The organism is Providencia sp. PROV156 (genome assembly GCF_028480905.1).
Lineage (GTDB): Bacteria > Pseudomonadota > Gammaproteobacteria > Enterobacterales > Enterobacteriaceae > Providencia > Providencia hangzhouensis.
The window spans coordinates 44,856-62,846 of record NZ_JAMPPE010000027.1 but is presented as its reverse complement, the minus strand read 5'-3'; the positions used below and the strand labels follow the sequence as shown (position 1 = coordinate 62,846).

Annotated in this window: 18 protein-coding genes and 1 riboswitch; of the genes, 12 read left to right on the top strand and 6 right to left on the bottom strand. The window is 42.9% G+C overall.

The window, feature by feature from the left end; all coding sequences use genetic code 11:
* The first annotated feature begins 326 nt into the window (after nt 1-326).
* Nucleotides 327-1,916, top strand: coding sequence for a bifunctional phosphoribosylaminoimidazolecarboxamide formyltransferase/IMP cyclohydrolase (gene purH, locus PSF31_RS17485; RefSeq protein ID WP_004264527.1), 1,590 nt, complete (start codon nt 327-329; stop codon nt 1,914-1,916).
* 17 nt (nt 1,917-1,933) lie between these two features.
* Entirely contained in the window at nt 1,934-3,217 is a 1,284-nt protein-coding gene (purD, locus tag PSF31_RS17480; RefSeq protein ID WP_096865021.1) for a phosphoribosylamine--glycine ligase, read from the top strand.
* 319 nt (nt 3,218-3,536) lie between these two features.
* Here the strand turns inward: purD and PSF31_RS17475 are convergent, their stop codons facing one another.
* From PSF31_RS17475 to nudC, 6 genes are all read right to left on the bottom strand, one after another.
* Complete coding sequence (locus PSF31_RS17475; RefSeq protein WP_310889357.1) at nt 3,537-4,181, bottom strand: DUF1481 domain-containing protein; 645 nt, start codon at nt 4,179-4,181, stop codon at nt 3,537-3,539.
* A 71-nt stretch (nt 4,182-4,252) separates the two neighbouring features.
* Complete coding sequence (locus tag PSF31_RS17470) at nt 4,253-4,525, bottom strand: HU family DNA-binding protein (protein ID WP_004264522.1); 273 nt, start codon at nt 4,523-4,525, stop codon at nt 4,253-4,255.
* Nucleotides 4,526-4,724: 199 nt separating this feature from the next.
* Complete coding sequence (locus PSF31_RS17465) at nt 4,725-5,312, bottom strand: YjaG family protein (protein ID WP_004264521.1); 588 nt, start codon at nt 5,310-5,312, stop codon at nt 4,725-4,727.
* A 74-nt stretch (nt 5,313-5,386) separates the two neighbouring features.
* A complete protein-coding gene (gene nfi / locus PSF31_RS17460; protein WP_096865023.1) occupies nt 5,387-6,058 on the bottom strand; it encodes a deoxyribonuclease V in 672 nt (223 codons plus the stop codon).
* 109 nt (nt 6,059-6,167) lie between these two features.
* A complete protein-coding gene (gene hemE / locus PSF31_RS17455) occupies nt 6,168-7,232 on the bottom strand; it encodes a uroporphyrinogen decarboxylase (protein ID WP_096865024.1) in 1,065 nt (354 codons plus the stop codon).
* Between the two features lie 92 nt (nt 7,233-7,324).
* Nucleotides 7,325-8,116, bottom strand: coding sequence for an NAD(+) diphosphatase (nudC, locus tag PSF31_RS17450; RefSeq protein WP_004264517.1), 792 nt, complete (start codon nt 8,114-8,116; stop codon nt 7,325-7,327).
* 249 nt (nt 8,117-8,365) lie between these two features.
* On the opposite strand from nudC, the gene PSF31_RS17445 reads away from it, so the two are divergent.
* The 10 genes from PSF31_RS17445 (at nt 8,366) to thiS (ending at nt 17,989) form a co-directional block, all read left to right on the top strand.
* A complete protein-coding gene (locus tag PSF31_RS17445; RefSeq protein ID WP_096865025.1) occupies nt 8,366-9,418 on the top strand; it encodes an ABC transporter substrate-binding protein in 1,053 nt (350 codons plus the stop codon).
* A 28-nt stretch (nt 9,419-9,446) separates the two neighbouring features.
* Nucleotides 9,447-10,262 carry an alkaline phosphatase family protein gene (locus tag PSF31_RS17440; protein ID WP_096865026.1) on the top strand — a complete coding sequence of 272 codons (816 nt, stop codon included), beginning with the start codon at nt 9,447-9,449 and terminating at the stop codon, nt 10,260-10,262.
* Nucleotides 10,262-11,164 carry an ABC transporter permease gene (locus tag PSF31_RS17435; protein ID WP_096865027.1) on the top strand — a complete coding sequence of 301 codons (903 nt, stop codon included), beginning with the start codon at nt 10,262-10,264 and terminating at the stop codon, nt 11,162-11,164. The genes PSF31_RS17440 and PSF31_RS17435 overlap by 1 nt, the downstream gene beginning before the upstream one ends.
* Nucleotides 11,154-11,984: an ABC transporter permease gene (locus PSF31_RS17430; RefSeq protein ID WP_004264512.1), complete on the top strand. Its 831-nt coding sequence runs from the start codon at nt 11,154-11,156 to the stop codon at nt 11,982-11,984. The genes PSF31_RS17435 and PSF31_RS17430 overlap by 11 nt, the downstream gene beginning before the upstream one ends.
* Nucleotides 11,984-13,000 carry an ABC transporter ATP-binding protein gene (locus PSF31_RS17425; protein ID WP_036958879.1) on the top strand — a complete coding sequence of 339 codons (1,017 nt, stop codon included), beginning with the start codon at nt 11,984-11,986 and terminating at the stop codon, nt 12,998-13,000. The genes PSF31_RS17430 and PSF31_RS17425 overlap by 1 nt, the downstream gene beginning before the upstream one ends.
* 18 nt (nt 13,001-13,018) lie before the next feature.
* Nucleotides 13,019-13,681: an HAD family hydrolase gene (locus tag PSF31_RS17420; protein ID WP_096865028.1), complete on the top strand. Its 663-nt coding sequence runs from the start codon at nt 13,019-13,021 to the stop codon at nt 13,679-13,681.
* A 374-nt stretch (nt 13,682-14,055) separates the two neighbouring features.
* A riboswitch (TPP riboswitch) is annotated at nt 14,056-14,167 on the top strand.
* A 144-nt stretch (nt 14,168-14,311) separates the two neighbouring features.
* Nucleotides 14,312-16,300 carry a phosphomethylpyrimidine synthase ThiC gene (gene thiC / locus PSF31_RS17415; protein ID WP_096865029.1) on the top strand — a complete coding sequence of 663 codons (1,989 nt, stop codon included), beginning with the start codon at nt 14,312-14,314 and terminating at the stop codon, nt 16,298-16,300.
* A complete protein-coding gene (gene thiE / locus PSF31_RS17410; protein WP_164561245.1) occupies nt 16,284-16,967 on the top strand; it encodes a thiamine phosphate synthase in 684 nt (227 codons plus the stop codon). The genes thiC and thiE overlap by 17 nt, the downstream gene beginning before the upstream one ends.
* Before the next feature lie 75 nt (nt 16,968-17,042).
* Entirely contained in the window at nt 17,043-17,801 is a 759-nt protein-coding gene (locus PSF31_RS17405; protein WP_096865030.1) for a HesA/MoeB/ThiF family protein, read from the top strand.
* On the top strand, nt 17,789-17,989 hold the full coding sequence (gene thiS / locus PSF31_RS17400; RefSeq protein ID WP_004264499.1) for a sulfur carrier protein ThiS: 201 nt from the start codon (nt 17,789-17,791) through the stop codon (nt 17,987-17,989). The genes PSF31_RS17405 and thiS overlap by 13 nt, the downstream gene beginning before the upstream one ends.
* The last annotated feature ends 2 nt before the right edge of the window (nt 17,990-17,991 follow it).

Below are 17,991 nucleotides of genomic sequence, written 5' to 3'. Positions count from 1 at the left end.
GCATTTTTTTATTCAACTGCTGCATTACACAGCAAAACCCCTACTTATACCGACTTATACACGAAGTTATCCACAACATGAAAATAATTTAAAAATTATCGCGCATTACGCAAACGTTTGCGTTACAATTGGCTCGAAATTTCGGCATTGATTTTGTTTTTATGTTCTGAAATTGTTAGTGACTTATATATTGTTATAGGGAAAGCTGGCCAATTCCGCTTTGCTTTCATCAATAGATATAATAGGTATATAAGAAAAGCTCTTTGAGTTTTTACTGACTGATATTCGTTATTGCCTTATTTATTCAAATCCAAGGGATCTATCTCATGCAACTGCTTCGTCCTATTCGTCGTGCCCTGCTTAGTGTGTCTGATAAAACAGGGGTTGTTGAATTCGCTAAGGCGTTATCTCAACGTGGTGTTGAGCTTCTATCTACTGGCGGTACTGCAAAGTTACTTGCTGAGTCAGGACTAAACGTAACTGAAGTTTCAGATTACACTGGGTTTCCTGAAATGATGGATGGTCGAGTGAAAACATTGCACCCAAAAGTGCATGGCGGAATTTTAGGTCGTCGCGGTACGGATGATGCCATTATGCAACAGCATGATATTGCCCCTATCGATATGGTCGTTGTTAATCTGTACCCTTTTGCCCAAACAGTGGCAAAACCAAATTGCACCCTTGAAGATGCTGTAGAAAATATTGATATCGGCGGCCCAACCATGGTGCGCTCCGCGGCTAAAAATCATAAAGATGTAGCAATTGTGGTAAATAGTAATGACTATCAAACCATCATTGATGAAATGGATAACCACGAAAACTCGCTAAATTGGTCGACTCGGTTTGACCTCGCAATAAAAGCTTTCGAACACACTGCTGCTTATGACAGCATGATTGCGAATTACTTTGGTGAATTAGTTGCCCCTTATTATGGTGATACGACCCAACCTTCTGGCCGTTTCCCTCGCACCTTGAATTTAAATTTTATAAAAAAACAAGACATGCGTTATGGAGAGAACAGCCACCAAGATGCTGCTTTTTATATAGAAGAAAACCCAAAAGAAGCTTCTATTGCAACTGCACAACAAATTCAAGGTAAAGCCCTGTCTTATAATAATATCGCTGATACCGATGCGGCTCTTGAGTGTGTTAAATCATTCGAAGAACCTGCTTGTGTAATTGTCAAACATGCTAACCCTTGTGGTGTCGCTATCGGTGATTCTATTCATACAGCTTATGATAACGCATTCAAAACTGACCCAACGTCTGCTTTTGGTGGCATTATCGCGTTTAACCGTCAATTAGATAAAGAAACCGCTCAAGCGATCATTGACCGCCAATTTGTAGAAGTCATTATCGCGCCTTCTGTTGCTAAAGATGCATTGCCTATTCTTGAGACTAAACAAAACGTTCGCGTACTTGAATGTGGCGAATGGAGCAAACCAGTTGCAAGTTTAGACTTTAAACGCGTGAATGGCGGTTTATTAGTGCAAGACCGTGACTTAGGAATGGTTGAAAAAGAAGAACTTCGCGTTGTGACTAAGCGCCAACCAACTGAACGCGAGCTAAAAGATGCGTTATTCTGTTGGAAAGTCGCAAAATTTGTGAAATCCAATGCTATCGTTTATGCCAAAAATGATATGACTATCGGTATTGGCGCAGGGCAAATGAGCCGTGTGTACTCTGCAAAAATTGCAGGTATTAAAGCCGCAGATGAAGGCTTAGAAGTCGCTGGCTGTGCAATGGCTTCAGATGCCTTTTTCCCATTCCGCGATGGTATTGATGCCGCCGCTGCTGTTGGAGTAACTTGTGTGATCCAACCAGGTGGTTCTATCCGCGATGAAGAAGTGATTGCTGCTGCAAATGAACATGGTATTGCAATGCTTTTCACTAATATGCGTCATTTCCGTCACTAATTATTAGGAGCCTAGTAATGAATATTTTGATTATTGGTGGCGGTGGCCGTGAACATGCCTTAGCGTGGAAAGCGGCTCAATCCCCTTTAGCAGATAAAGTGTATGTTGCCCCGGGCAATGCAGGCACAGCATTAGAACCATCCCTTGAGAACGTTAATATTTCTGCGACAGATATTGATGGGCAGCTCCAATTCGCTAAAGAAAAGCAAATTGGTTTAACGATTGTCGGCCCTGAAGCACCATTAGTTATTGGTGTTGTAGATGCATTTAAGGCTGCTGGCTTAACTATTTTTGGCCCAACCAAAGGTGCTGCTCAGCTTGAAGGCTCTAAAGCATTTACTAAGGACTTTTTAGCTCGCCATCATATTCCTACCGCGGCCTATGAAAATTTTACTGATATTGAACCTGCTTTAGCTTACTTAGATAAAGTCGGTGCGCCAATCGTGATCAAAGCAGATGGCCTTGCAGCGGGGAAAGGCGTTATCGTAGCCATGACTCTGCAAGAAGCAAAAGAAGCTGTTCATGACATGTTAGCGGGGAATGCCTTTGGTGATGCAGGACATCGTATCGTGATCGAAGAGTTTCTTGATGGCGAAGAAGCGAGTTTCATCGTTATGGTAGATGGTGAAAATGTCATTCCAATGGCAACTAGCCAAGATCATAAACGTGTCGGTGATGGTGATACAGGTCTAAATACAGGTGGAATGGGCGCTTACTCCCCAGCTCCTGTTGTGACAGATGAAATACACCAGCGCGTGATGGAACAAGTTATTTATCCAACTGTTAAAGGCATGGACCAAGAAGGAAACCGCTATCAAGGCTTCTTATACGCTGGATTAATGATTGATAAAGCAGGTAACCCAAAAGTTATCGAATTTAACTGTCGTTTTGGCGATCCTGAAACTCAACCTATCATGATGCGCTTGCAATCAGATTTAGTCGCTTTATGTTTAGCGGGGGCGAAAGGTGAGCTGGCAGGTAAAGATTCATTATGGGATGAGCGCCCTGCTTTAGGGGTAGTAATTGCTGCGGGTGGTTACCCAGGTGACTACCACAATGGCGATGTAATTTCAGGTTTACCAACCACCGAAGCGGCTGATAGCAAAGTTTTCCATGCGGGTACTCGCATGAAAGATGGAGAAGTCGTGACTGCCGGTGGTCGCGTCCTATGCGTAACAGCATTAGGTAATGATATCGCTAAAGCGCAAGCCAAAGCTTATGAAGTGGCAAAAACCATTCACTGGAATGATAGCTTCTACCGCAACGACATCGGTTACCGCGCTATTGCTCGCATAAAATAATACAAAGCACCAAACCATTTACTGAGCTGATAAGAGGATACTTTTATCAGCTTTTTTATTGTTGTTTGTACTATCAAACAAGCACTCTAAGGATTTCTGTTCGTAGCTAGACGGCAAGGTGACTAGGCTAAGTCACCGCGGCCAACAATGCTGAAGGTCGAAAGGCTGCGAGTTGACGAGCAAAAATATCGGCTCTAAGTATTTCAATTCAGAGCTAGGCGGCAAACGAAGATATCTTAGGGAGCATACATAAGTATGTGACCTAAGTAGCTGAGAGCAGCCAACAACGCTATGGATTGAAAGACGACGAGCGGAGATATTACAACGAATCTTTAGAAGGCTGCCAGCGGCAAAAATCAGTATCCGCTACCATCAAAAGCTGATTCCCCTCAGAAGATTCCAACCACGCTAAATTTAGCTGGGAATGCCACACTTTCGCACGGCTCTGTAACCAATTTTCAGCATAGGGCTCAAAAGTCACTTCGCGTACATCACCTTCACAAGTCGTCACTTTACCTTGCTGCCAGCGACCTTGATAGAGTTTGACGCCGCCAACAATAAGTGCGGTGTTTGTCTCGAGTATGCGTTCAGCTTCAAAGCGCCAACGCGTAATTTCATCCGTTGAAAGAGGTGTTTTATAGCCGTCTTGAGTACGCTGCATAAAAATAACCTCATTATTTTTATCGAAGCGTAATTGTTCGGTGATATCACCGTTTTTTTGATTCAAGATTTGGCTGCGAATTTGCCACAGATTGCCTGAACGATATTCGAAGAAATTAACGGAAGTGTCTGTACCTTTATAGGGGCTATAAACCACCATTAAGACCAGAGGCTGGCTTTTTGCATTATTAAGTCGCCACATACGAATGACGCCATCATCGGCAATAAAACCACTTGCACTAAACTCAGGGAGCTTTGGTGCATTAGAAGAACAGGCGCTTAGCATTGAGATAGTTCCCAACACCAGCAACCCTTTTTGAATAAACAAAAGGGGTAGTTTTTTACCCCCTCTGGTGATTCGGCTGTACAATGTTCTTATTTTACAGCTTCTTTCAGTGCTTTACCGGCAGAGAAAGCAGGTACAGTTGTAGCAGGAATCTGAATTTCTGCTTTAGTTTGTGGGTTACGACCAGTACGCGCAGCACGATGGCTAACTTTAAAAGTACCGAAACCGACCAGTTGGACTTGTTCGCCTTTTTTCAGCGTTTCAGAAATAGCATTCAGAGTAGATTCTAATGCTGCTTTTGCCTGAACTTTGGTCAGGTCCGCTGATTCTGCGATAGCATCAACTAATTCAGTCTTATTCATAAATTATCCTTACACAGTGTGTTTATCGTTTGCAAAGCATCGAGTGCGTCGGATATGCCAAATTGACAGCCCCTGATACACGCCCCCGATAGCCACTTCTTCTCGCCCCTAAATGTAGACCAGAGTAGGGGCAAATGTGAAGTCTTAGTACTCAGCATTACTGCGTCAAGTCACGTTTTCGATAATGAAAATGCAAAAATCAGCTTAAAGTAATACCTATATTGCTCACCCCCGCTTCGCGGAGGTCAGATTTTAATCCTTTAATTAACTCTAAGTCGCGCTCTTCACAAGCTGCCAGTAACCGGAAAATGTCCCACTGGATATCCCATTCCTCTTCAACGGCCGGGATTTCTTTGAGTTCTTCTTCTGTCATTTCCCGCCCTGCTTGAGTCATTTCGAGCATGGCAACCGTACGAATGGATGCTTCGCTAACCAATATTGCGTGTTCGAGGGTTTCACCACTCAATTTCGAATGGATAATTTCACCTAACGCAATACAGGCATCAATAGCTGGATACACACCATACATATCGAAATCATCTGCTGATGGGATAATTTCTTCTAATTTTTCTAACTGACTGTCGAAATTGACTTTGCTATCTTTAATGACCAAAGTTTCCCAAACTAAATCAAGGATGGAACGATAAACTTTTGCATCGGCAAATTCAGTTTGCTGACAAAACATTTGAAAGTTCGGATACATTCTTTCACATAGGCTTGCCATGAAAGTTGTATGCTGCCAGCTTTCTAATTTTTCCAACCTCAAATGAATGGGATTTCTTAACATAATTTCTGACTCATCAATCTTAATACTTCGCAGTTTACCTGAAAATCTGTCAATGCCACATATTTTGCTGATAATTAGCTGATTTTCTCATTCATTCGCTTAAAAAACGTTCGATTTGATGCAATTCCGTCAGCAAAACGCGTCGGTTCTGGCAACCGATAACCTTTTAGACACTGCTTTACCCACTCTAAGGAAGAGGAAAAACCTACTTTATGACCAGGTGAAACATATAATGGTTTGCAGCGTTTTTTGCTCCGCAATACCCAACCGAGTTGATTTTCACCTGCCATTAATGGCTGAACACTTTCGGGTTCTTCACTTAACTCAACCGCATCACCACATAAACGGCTTTTTGCAACGCCAATTGTGGCTATATTAGCTTGTAACCCAAAATAGCAGGCAACACCAAAGCGCCGTGGGTGTGCAATCCCTTGTCCATCTACGAGTACTAATTCAGGTTTATTTTGTATTTTTTCCCACGCCGCCATTAACCCAGGGACTTCACGAAAAGAAAGTAACCCCGGTATATAAGGCAATTGAGTCGGTATTCGTGCTATTTGATACTCAACAAGTTCTAACTGTGGCCAAGATAATACAGCTACCACTGCACGCGTAATAGCGCCTTGCTGTTCAAAGCCCACATCCGCTCCACCAATCAGTTTGAGTGGTGGAAGTTCATCATGCAAAATGATTTTTGAAGCTTGCCTAGTTTGTTCTTTTCGTAACAATTGAGTATCTAAAACCATCATGCGTCCATTGCTTATGAGATTAAATTATTCTTAATCATAGATGATAATGGTGTACTTACAAGATTCTATAAATACACCACAAACCTAGAAGATCAATAAACGATAATTATTGATGATATTGGCGGGATAAACGGTGAACTGCATCCACAAATGCACCTGCATGCTCAGGTGGAACATCCTGATGAATACCATGGCCTAAATTGAATACGTGCCCTTCACCTTGGCCGAAGCCAGATAGAATATTTTGCACTTCTTCTTCTATACGCGCAGGTGGTGCATATAACATGGATGGATCCATATTACCTTGTAAAGCGACTTTATCACCAACACGACGACGAGCATCAGCAATTTCAGTCGTCCAATCAAGGCCTAATGCATCGCAACCCGTTGCCGCCATTTCCTCTAACCACTGGCCTCCACCTTTAGTAAATAAGGTGACAGGAACACGGCGACCATCATTTTCACGAATTAAGCCATCAATAATTTTATGCATATAATTCAGTGAAAACTGTAAATAATCACGCTTAGTTAACACCCCACCCCATGTATCAAAAATCATCACGGACTGTGCGCCTGCACGAATTTGAGCATTCAAGTATAAAATGATACTGTCTGCCAGTTTATCCAATAACAAATGCAATGTGTTCGGGTCTTCGTACATCATCTTTTTGATTTTAGTGAATGCTTTGCTACTGCCGCCTTCCACCATATAAGTCGCCAGTGTCCACGGGCTACCAGAGAAACCAATCAGTGGCACATTACCTTCAAGGGCTTTACGGATGGCACGAACGGCATCCATTACATAACCAAGTTCCATTTCAGGATCAGGAATAGGGATGTTTTTTACATCTGCCGCGCTCATAATCGGTTTATGAAAACGTGGGCCTTCACCTGTTTCGAAATATAACCCAAGCCCCATTGCATCAGGGATAGTGAGAATATCAGAAAATAAAATTGCAGCGTCTAATGGAAAACGACGTAATGGCTGTAATGTCACTTCACAAGCCAATTCGGTGTTTTTGCACAGAGCAATAAAATCACCAGCTTCAGCGCGAGTTGCTTTATATTCAGGCAGGTAACGCCCTGCTTGACGCATCATCCATACAGGGGTCACATCTACAGGCTGACGTAGCAAAGCACGTAGATAGCGGTCATTTTTTAACTCAGTCATTATTTACTCCATTATTATAAGTGGCCGCCGCAAATGGCTAAGAGCGAAGTTCATTATTGTATCATGTTAATGATAACAATATCAGCGCTGTGCTATTTTCCCGTTTCATAATCACTTTGACGACACAATGCGACCGTATCTTCAATCAAACGCCTAGCTATGGTGTCCGCGGGTGGGATCAAAGGCAGTTCATTGTAATGATACCAATTTGCGCTCACTAACTCCTTCGGGTCTACTTTAATATCACCACTCTCATAATCCGCGAGAAAGCCCATCATTAAAGAATGAGGAAAAGGCCATGGCTGTGAAGATACGTAGCGAATATTTTTCACTTTTATATTGCTCTCTTCCATGACTTCGCGCATAACAGCCTCTTCTAGTGTTTCACCCACTTCAACAAAGCCCGCTAATACGGTAAATAATGGATTTTGCGAATGGCGCCGGTGCTGAGCTAATAGAATATGGTCATCACGTCGGATCCCCACGATAATACAAGGGGCAATCTGCGGGTAATAGCGCTCATGGCAATGGTCACACAAACACGCCCATTCTGTTTCACTATGGCGCATTGCAGTACCACAATAGCCGCAATAACGATGAGAACGATAAAACTCCGCCAATTGCACGCCTCGCCCAGCGAGACGAAATAAACCCTCATCTTGCGCAGCAACAATACGGGGAGATGCCATATCTGATGGCATTTTTTCGGCTATCAACCAGACAATTTCCCCTTGCCACTCACCAATTGGTGTCGCTATTTTTCCTTCTAACAAATAGTCCTTTGCCATGCCTCGTGGAATATCTCCATGAGGTAGCCACAAACGCCCGGAAAAACAGATAAACCACCAACCACTTTCAGTTCCTGATAATTTTAACTTATTCATTTTTCATATCTTTTGTTAGTTTTTATTGTCGAAAAAATAAATCTATTAATGACACAATACACTTCTTTGGCGCAATGTCATTCAAACGTTTGTTTCATTATTTTTCATTATCAATTTTGACACTTTTTAGACGTTCCATTCCATAAAATGTCTAAAAACTGTCATAAAAGGGTCAACTAACTGTCACCTCTTAAAATTAGGATGCTAAGTAACCAATACGGTTCACCGTTCTTCAAAAGTGAGAAAATAATGAAAACTATCGTTCCTGCGATTTTACTATCATTGACTGCATCCAGTGTGACATTAGCTGCTGATGCTAATTTAGCAGAGTTAATCGATGCAGCGAAAAAAGAAGGGCAAGTTTACAGCGTTGGAATGCCTGACTCTTGGGCTAATTGGAAAGGAACTTGGCAAGACTTAGCGACGCAATATGGGTTGAAGCATCAAGATACCGATATGAGCTCCGCCCAAGAAATTGCCAAATTTGCCGCAGAAAAAAATAATGCGACCGCAGATATTGGTGATGTAGGTGCCTCTTTTGGGCCTGTTGCCGTGCAAAAAGGTGTGACTCAACCTTATAAACCAACAACTTGGGCACAAATTCCTGATTGGGCAAAAGACAAAGACGGCCATTGGGCTTTAGCCTATACAGGGTCAATTGCTTTTATGATTAATAATGATCTAGTGAAAGATGCGCCGAAAAGCTGGGATGACCTATTAAAAGGAAAATATAAAGTCACCGTTGGGGATGTTGGAATCGCTGCACAAGCCAATAATGCTGTACTGGCCGCCGCATTTGCTCGTGGTGGTGACGAAAATAACCTAAACCCTGCCATTGAATTTTTTGCTGAACTCGCCAAACAAAAACGCCTATCCGTTAATGACCCAACTGTCGCAAATATCGAAAAAGGTGAAGTCGAAGTTGGCATCTTATGGGACTTTAACGCACTGAATTACCGAGATCAGATCAACCGCGATCGCTTTACGGTTGTGATCCCATCTGACGGTTCTGTCATTTCAGGTTACACCACTATCATCAATAAATTTGCCAAAAACCCAAATGCAGCAAAATTAGCTCGTGAATTTATTTTCAGTGACAAAGGCCAATTAAACCTTGCTGAAGGCTACGCTCGGCCAATTCGTGCACAATATCTAACATTACCTGACGATATTAAAGCCAAATTATTACCAGAAGAACAATATAAAAATGTTCAACCCATTAAGAATGCAGAAGGTTGGGAAAAATCGTCCCGTAATCTCCCTAAAATGTGGCAGCAACAAGTTTTGATCCACCAGCAGTAATTTAATGTATTGATTTTAGGAAAAGTTAATGTCTGAGAAAGTCATACTTGTTGTCCTAGACGGTTTAAGTTATTCAGTAGCCCATCATTGTATGGGCTATCTTAACGGCTTAATTAAAGCCGACAGTGCAACACTTTACCAATTAGAGTGCGAGCTTCCTTCGATGTCTCGCCCTTTATATGAGTGCATACTAACGGGAGTTCCTCCTGTCAAAAGCGGTATTGTGAATAACCAAATTATCCGTTTATCCCATTTTGACAGCATATTCTCTCTTGCGCGCCTTGCCGGCAAAACGACCGCCGCCGCCGCTTATTATTGGGTGAGTGAGCTGTATAACCGAGCGCCTTTCGTCGCAACAAGAGACCGCTTTACTCACGATGAATCGCTAGCTATCCAGCATGGCTGCTTTTATCAAGCAGACCATTACCCTGATGATCACTTATTTGTCGATGCGGAATATTTACGCACTCAATTTAACCCTGATTTTTTATTGATTCACCCTATGAATATAGACGACACCGGGCACAAGTTCGGTTTTGATTCGCCGCAATATCGTAATGCAGCACGCCATGCAGATATCATCCTGTCGAATTATATTCCCACATGGATTAAGCAAGGTTATCAAATCCTGATCACTAGTGATCATGGGATGAATAATGATCGTAGCCACGGCGGGACACTTCCTGAAGAGTGTTTAGTCCCATTATTTGTCGTCGGTTCGCAATTTTCTCATCAACCCTGCGATATTGAGCAAACCGCGATTTGTGGAACCATCTGTCGTTTACTTGGTGCCAACTCTCTCGATAAACCTGTTTGTGATGCGCTATTACGAGGAGGTTTGTAATGGCTGATATCCCTGCCCCCTGTGAGCAGACATTCCAACCACAGGGAAAAATTGCCATGTTAAAAAAACGCTTTGCTCGTTTTCATTGGCGTGCTGCACTGCTACTGCTACCATTCTTTGTACTGTTTAGTTTATTCCAAATCGCCCCAATGATTTGGGTGCTTATTAATAGCTTTATCTACGAAGAAGCATGGTCATTAGGTAACTATCTTGAAGTATTCAATAATGATTTTTACTTGCAAGCGTTTGAAAATACCTTATGGCTTTCCATTATTTGCAGTGTAATTGGCTTATTCATTTCGAGTATCACGGCATTTTCCATTTATAAAATGCAAGGGAAAATTCGCCGAATAATGATTTCCTTCACCACCATGGCCAGTAATTTCAGCGGTGTTCCCCTTGCTTTCGCATTTATTATTATTTTGGGCTTCAATGGGGCGATTACCTTGCAACTCAAGTCATGGGGGATTATCGAAGATTTCAATATCTATAGCGCCAGCGGGTTAATGCTGTTGTATGTCTATTTTCAGATCCCATTAGGTGTTCTGTTGCTCTACCCCGCCTTTGACGCACTAAAACCTGAATGGGAAGACGCAGCAAAAACGATGGGAGCAAGCAAGCTAACCTATTGGCTAAAAGTTGCTATTCCGGTGCTTTCCCCTGCTTTACTTGGCACCTTTATTATCCTAATTGCTAATGCAATGGGCGCATACGCCAGTACCTATGCGTTAACAAGTGGTAATTACAACCTTGTGACTATCCGAATTGCTAGTTTAGTTTCCGGTGATTTATTTCTCGAGCCGAATATGGCTGCGGCTTTATCAATTCTACTTATCGCTATCTTAGCTTTTATCACGGCTATCCATCATTGGTTAATCAAGCGGAGCTACCATGCAAAATAATAATGCGATTAGCCCAGTTATAACCAATAGCAATAAACCCTCTGGATTATTGCTTCATAAGTTAGTACTAATCAGTGTTGCTAGCCTATTAGCGCTACCTATTATTGCCACATTTTTGTATTCCATCGCCAGCTCTTGGGGAGCCACTGTGCTACCTGATGCCTTGTCGATTAAATGGTATCTACAATTGTGGCAAGACCCGCGTTTTCTCATGGCATTTGGTCGTTCATTAATAATTTGCTTTGGTACGTTACTGGTTAGCACATTAATTATTTTACCCATGACGTTTGCGGTATTTTATCGGTTCCCCAAACTCAAAGGGATGATGGATTTACTCATTATTTTGCCTTTTGCGATCCCGCCTGTGGTCTCATCGGTGGGCTTGCTGCAAATATTTGCTGATGAACCATTCATGTTGGTTGGTACACCTTGGATCCTGATTGGTACTTATTTCACCATCACGTTACCTTTTATGTATCGTGCTCTTGCGAATAGCTTTCAAGGCATTAATTTACATGACTTAATGGATGCCGCGCATTTACTCGGTGCCAGTACCTTCCAAGCCTTTATGATGATTGTGTTACCCAATATTCGCAAAGGTATGTTGGTCTCATTATTAATTTCATTTTCATTTTTAATGGGTGAATTTGTGTTTGCCAATATCCTTGTGGGAACACGTTATGAAACCTTGCAAATCTATCTTTTCAATATGCGACAAACCAGCGGGCATTTCACTTCTGCTCTGGTGATGTCATATTTTCTGTTTACCTTATTGCTGACATGGTTAGCAATGCGATTAAATCGTTCAGGAGATGAATGATGAGTTATGTTATTGCGGAAAATTTAGCCAAGTCTTTTGGCACTAATCAGGTATTTGCTGATATTCAATTTACTATCGAAAAAGGCGAATTTATTACCCTACTTGGGCCAAGTGGTTGCGGAAAATCGACTTTATTACGCTGTATCGCAGGGCTTGAACAACTTAATGATGGCGAACTTTATATTAATCGCCAGAATGTAACCCACCAAGCCGCACAGCAACGTGGCGTTGGCATGGTGTTCCAAAGTTATGCGTTATTTCCCAATATGACTGTGGTTGACAATATCGCGTTTGGTTTAAAAATGCGTAAAATTGATAGCCAAGCCAGATCTAAAGCAGTCGCTGAAGTGATTGAATTAGTTGAATTACAAGGAAAAGAACAACAATTTCCCCATCAACTATCAGGGGGACAACGCCAACGAGTAGCACTCGCAAGAGCATTAGTGATGAAACCGCAAATTTTGTTACTTGATGAGCCGCTTTCCGCTCTTGATGCACGGATTCGCAAGCACTTACGCCAGCAAATTCGCCAAATTCAACGTGAATTAGGCTTAACCACCATTTTTGTTACTCATGATCAAGATGAAGCGATGATCATGTCCGATAGGATCTTTTTGATGAATAAAGGGCAGATCGTGCAAAGTGATACGGCAGAGAATATTTATACCCAACCAGCAACAGAATTTGTCGCTCGGTTTATGGGCCATTACAACCTTGTTGATTCCGAAAAGGCCAATACGATGTTAGGCCTTAATTTACAAGGTACACTTGCTATCCGCCCTGAGTCTATATATGTCAAAGAAGCGGGGCGCCAATACGGTAGCCATATTTCTCACCCTGTTGATGCCGTGATATTGGACCATCAGTTGCTTGGCAATATTATTCGTTATAGTGTGAATACCCCTGCAGGTGATATGACGGTGGATTTACTTAACCGCTCATCTGAGCGTTTATTTGAACCTGGAACTCGCCTTGAACTTATGTTTAATAAAAATGAAATTCGCACACTTAGTTAATAAGTAGATAGGAATATAATGCAAAACCGACTGGCCATTTTTGACTTAGATGATACGTTAATTCAAGGTGATAGCAGTGTATTGTGGACACAATATCTGTGGGATAAGCAAATCATTAGCGACCCACAATTTGTGGAGGCAGATAAAGCCATGATGGCGCAGTATAATGCAGGCACTTTGGATATGCCGACTTACCTGCATTTTAACCTACAAACCCTCGCCAATGTAAAAGCTGAGCAAGTGGATATCTGGTTGGATGATTTCGTACAAAACGTGATTTTACCGCGAGTCTACCCTGACGCCATTAGAACGATCGCAAATTATCGAGCTAAAAGGATCCCAATTATTGTGATCTCCGCAACCGTTTCATTTATTGTGAAAAAAATTGCTGCGAAACTAGGTGCGGATGTCGCGATGGGGATCGATATCAAACAACAAGATGGTTGCTACACCACAGAGATCGACGGCATTCCAACCTTTAAAGAAGGTAAAGTCAAACGCCTATTAGCTTGGGTCCGCCACCAACCGATCACTGACGCCTATGTGTATTTCTACACCGACTCCGCCAACGATCTCCCGATGTGCCAATTCGCCGATGAAGTATTTATTATCAACGGTGACGAACGCCTAACGCAAGCCGCACTCGAACACAATTGGCCACAATATACTTGGAGTTTGTAAGCCCAATTTTAATTTCAAACTTGGTTTTAATTTTGGTTTTAACTAACTAATCTTTTCAAAGGTTCCTCTAAATTATTCGTGCTAGAGGAAGGAGATAAATAGAATTATCCCGATGAGCATACATAAGTATGTGACTCGGGTAAATCTATGAAATCGACTCACCTATCGCGCGAAGAATGACGAGGAAGCACTTATCCCTTGAAAAATAACAAGGAAATAACCTTATTCCATTTTACTTTCCTCTAAATTATTCAAGTGAGAAGAAGGCGGCAAATGAGGATATCCCAAGGAGCATACATAAGTATGTGACTTGGGTAGCCGAGAGCAGCCAACGCACTTATCGCTTGAAGAATAACGAGGAAAGCTTATACTGAAATCTCTTGTCGGAGTGCCTAGTATGCAATGCATCAGGCTGAGACCGTTAATTCGGGATCCGCGGAACCTGATCGGGTTAATACCCGCGAAGGGAACAAGAGTAATCACTCAGCGTTAGTTTATCACCTCACATTTGGTGAAAAATTAGCCGCAACGTCTTTTTATTACTCCTCCGAACTCCTGACAAGCAACTTTCTTTCGATAAACCCGCTACACATAAAACTGTGATAGCCGTGACAATGTCAGGAAATTGCTATGTCCAATAATACAGAACAAAATATCATCCCTACTGCTGATTTATCGCCACAAGCAGCACCCGTTCGTACCCGTAAAGCTCAACGTGATGCCGCTGAAAATTTTATTAATACCGTTTCTGGCGTTTCGTTTCCTAATTCACAGCGCATTTATTTACAAGGTTCTAGAGACGATATCCAAGTCCCGATGCGAGAAATCCAACTCTCTCAAACCTTGATTGGTGGCGATAAAGATAACCCTCAATTTGAAGATAACGAACCTGTTCCTATCTATGATACATCTGGCCCTTACGGCGACCCAGTTTCTGAATTGAATGTCCATAAAGGCCTTAAAAAAATTCGTGCGCCATGGATAAGTGAACGAGCTGATACCGTACCTGTCGAAAATTTAAGTTCCGATTTTACCCAACAACGCCTTGCTGATGCAGGTCTTGATCATCTGCGCTTTAACAACCGCCCCCACCCATTAAAAGCCCAAACTAACAAGTGTGTTACCCAATTACACTATGCACGTAAAGGCATCGTAACCCCTGAAATGGAGTTTATTGCAATCCGCGAAAATATGGGGCGTGAACGTATTCGTGGCGAAGTTTTATTGCAACAACACCCAGGCCAAGGCTTTGGCGCAAATTTACCGGAGAATATTACCCCTGAATTTGTTCGCCAAGAAGTGGCGGCGGGTCGCGCCATTATCCCAGCCAATATCAACCACCCCGAATCAGAACCAATGATTATTGGCCGTAATTTCTTAGTTAAGGTTAATGCTAATATTGGTAACTCATCTGTCACCTCATCCATTGAAGAAGAAGTCGAAAAACTGATTTGGTCAACACGTTGGGGGGCAGATACCGTCATGGATTTATCCACTGGCCGTTATATTCACGAAACTCGTGAATGGATTTTACGTAACAGCCCAGTGCCTATTGGTACGGTTCCGATTTACCAAGCGCTCGAAAAAGTGAACGGTGTCGCCGAAAATCTCACGTGGGAAATGTTCCGTGACACATTATTAGAGCAAGCAGAGCAAGGCGTCGATTACTTCACTATCCATGCCGGCGTATTACTACGCTATGTACCAATGACCGCCAAACGTCTAACGGGGATCGTCTCTCGCGGGGGTTCTATCATGGCAAAATGGTGTTTATCCCATCACCAAGAAAACTTTTTATATGAAAACTTCCGTGAAATTTGTGAAATTTGTGCTGCTTACGACGTTTCATTGTCATTAGGGGATGGCCTGCGCCCAGGTTCAATCCAAGACGCCAACGATGAAGCACAATTTGCCGAATTACATACCCTTGGTGAGTTAACCAAAATTGCGTGGGAATATGATGTTCAAGTCATGATCGAAGGCCCTGGCCACGTACCAATGCAAATGATCCGCCGTAATATGACGGAAGAATTGGAACATTGCCACGAAGCGCCATTCTATACCTTAGGTCCACTCACAACCGATATTGCTCCGGGTTATGACCACTTTACCTCTGGTATTGGTGCCGCCATGATCGGCTGGTTTGGCTGTGCGATGTTATGCTATGTCACCCCGAAAGAGCACTTGGGATTGCCGAATAAAGACGATGTTAAACAAGGGCTAATCACTTATAAGATTGCAGCCCACGCCGCTGACCTTGCTAAAGGGCACCCTGGTGCGCAGATCCGTGATAACGCGATGTCCAAAGCCCGTTTTGAATTTCGTTGGGAAGACCAATTCAACTTGGCATTAGACCCTGAAACTGCTCGCAAATATCATGATGAAACCTTGCCACAAGCTTCTGGGAAAATTGCCCATTTCTGCTCAATGTGCGGACCGAAATTCTGTTCGATGAAGATTTCTCAAGAAGTCCGTGATTACGCAGCCCAAAAAGAAGCAAACGAAAAAGAAGCGGGTATGGAACAGATGTCAGAAGCCTTCCGTGCCCATGGCAGTGAGCTCTATCACGGTGCTGAAATTGTGAACGCAGAGGTGGATGAAAATGCCAAAATTGCCTAGTGCTATATCTATTCCAAATACTATAGCTATCCCAAATAACCCTTTTCCTGCGACTGAACAACGCCTAGGTCTTTACCCTGTCGTTGATTCAGTCGAGTGGATTGAACGCCTGCTTAATGCAGGTGTTTCCACCATCCAATTACGCATCAAAGACAAATCTGACGCAGATGTTCGTGATGATATTCAACAAGCAATTGCGCTCGGAAAAAAACATAACGCACGTTTATTCATTAATGATTACTGGCGCTTAGCGGTCGAGTTAGGTGCTTATGGCGTACATTTGGGCCAAGAAGATTTGGAAACTACCGATTTATTAGCAATCCATCAAGCGGGTTTACGGTTAGGAATATCAACGCACGATGAGCACGAACTGGCTATCGCGAAATCCGTGCGTCCTTCTTACATTGCTATGGGACATATCTTTCCAACACAAACGAAAGAGATGCCATCTTCGCCTCAGGGTTTAGAAACGCTTAAGACCATGGTGGAAGCAACGCCTGATTACCCAACTGTCGCCATTGGTGGGATTTCTATTGATAAAGTCCCCGCAGTGCTAGCAACTGGGGTAGGTAGTGTTGCGCTGGTCAGTGCGATTACCAAAGCCGATGATTGGCGCGCTGCAACAGAAACGTTGTTGGATTTAATTGAGCGAAATACTGCCAACTAGCCAATTTTTAATCACATAACTCGCCCTGCTTTATCATCATAAAACAGGGTGAGTGATGATTTAAGGAATTCAATCATGTTAAGTGACCAAGAATTCATGCGTTACAGCCGTCAGCTACTACTCGAAGACATTAGTCCCGAGGGGCAACAAAAACTCAAAAATAGCAAAGTCCTCATTGTCGGCTTAGGGGGATTAGGCTCCCCCGCGTCCCTTTATTTAACGGGGGCTGGTGTCGGCGAATTGTGGCTAGCTGACCACGATGACTTGCACGTTTCTAACTTACAACGGCAGGTACTTTACGATACCGATGATATCGGCCAGCCAAAAGCCCAGCTTGCCGCAGATAGGCTGCATCGGCTCAATCCATTGGTAAGAACCCATGTTGTCGCACAGAAGTTGGATGTTGAGACTTTAATTCCTTTAGCTGAACAAGTCGATTTAGTGCTTGATTGCTGCGATAACATGGCCACTCGCCATGCGGTCAATACCGCTTGTGTCATGACCAATACAACCTTAGTTAGCGGTAGTGCGGTTGGGTTTGGCGGCCAATTAATGGTACTTGAACCGCCATTTAGTACTGGTTGCTATGCCTGTTTATATCCAGACAAAGATGAACCCGAGCGCAACTGCCGCACTGCCGGGGTATTAGGGCCTGTAGTTGGAATTATCGGCACGTTACAAGCACTAGAAGCCATTAAATTACTTGTCGGCCTTCCCTCTTCACTGAGCGGTAAATTGCGTTTATTTGATGGGAAACAGCAACAATGGAATACATTGCAATTAACGCCGTCATTGCAATGTCCAATCTGTCGGGAAGAAACATGCATATCATAATTAACGACCAACCTATGGAATTCGACGCCCCACTGACGGTTAATCAATTATTTTCCACTCTCAACCGGCCAATAGTGGGAACTGCACTTGCTATCAACCAAGTGATCATTCCGAAGAGTCAGTGGGATTCACACCTCATTAATGACCAAGACAATATCTTGTTATTTCAAGCTATCGCTGGGGGCTAATA

Coding starts and splice junctions, on each gene's coding strand:
- purH (WP_004264527.1), top strand. CDS start 327: ATGCAACTGCTTCGTCCTATTCGTCGTGCCCTGCTTAGTGTGTCTGAT.
- purD (WP_096865021.1), top strand. CDS start 1,934: ATGAATATTTTGATTATTGGTGGCGGTGGCCGTGAACATGCCTTAGCG.
- PSF31_RS17470 (WP_004264522.1), bottom strand. CDS start 4,525: ATGAATAAGACTGAATTAGTTGATGCTATCGCAGAATCAGCGGACCTG.
- PSF31_RS17465 (WP_004264521.1), bottom strand. CDS start 5,312: ATGTTAAGAAATCCCATTCATTTGAGGTTGGAAAAATTAGAAAGCTGG.
- nfi (WP_096865023.1), bottom strand. CDS start 6,058: ATGGTTTTAGATACTCAATTGTTACGAAAAGAACAAACTAGGCAAGCT.
- hemE (WP_096865024.1), bottom strand. CDS start 7,232: ATGACTGAGTTAAAAAATGACCGCTATCTACGTGCTTTGCTACGTCAG.
- nudC (WP_004264517.1), bottom strand. CDS start 8,116: ATGAATAAGTTAAAATTATCAGGAACTGAAAGTGGTTGGTGGTTTATC.
- PSF31_RS17445 (WP_096865025.1), top strand. CDS start 8,366: ATGAAAACTATCGTTCCTGCGATTTTACTATCATTGACTGCATCCAGT.
- PSF31_RS17440 (WP_096865026.1), top strand. CDS start 9,447: ATGTCTGAGAAAGTCATACTTGTTGTCCTAGACGGTTTAAGTTATTCA.
- PSF31_RS17435 (WP_096865027.1), top strand. CDS start 10,262: ATGGCTGATATCCCTGCCCCCTGTGAGCAGACATTCCAACCACAGGGA.
- PSF31_RS17430 (WP_004264512.1), top strand. CDS start 11,154: ATGCAAAATAATAATGCGATTAGCCCAGTTATAACCAATAGCAATAAA.
- PSF31_RS17425 (WP_036958879.1), top strand. CDS start 11,984: ATGAGTTATGTTATTGCGGAAAATTTAGCCAAGTCTTTTGGCACTAAT.
- PSF31_RS17420 (WP_096865028.1), top strand. CDS start 13,019: ATGCAAAACCGACTGGCCATTTTTGACTTAGATGATACGTTAATTCAA.
- thiC (WP_096865029.1), top strand. CDS start 14,312: ATGTCCAATAATACAGAACAAAATATCATCCCTACTGCTGATTTATCG.
- thiE (WP_164561245.1), top strand. CDS start 16,284: ATGCCAAAATTGCCTAGTGCTATATCTATTCCAAATACTATAGCTATC.
- PSF31_RS17405 (WP_096865030.1), top strand. CDS start 17,043: ATGTTAAGTGACCAAGAATTCATGCGTTACAGCCGTCAGCTACTACTC.
- thiS (WP_004264499.1), top strand. CDS start 17,789: ATGCATATCATAATTAACGACCAACCTATGGAATTCGACGCCCCACTG.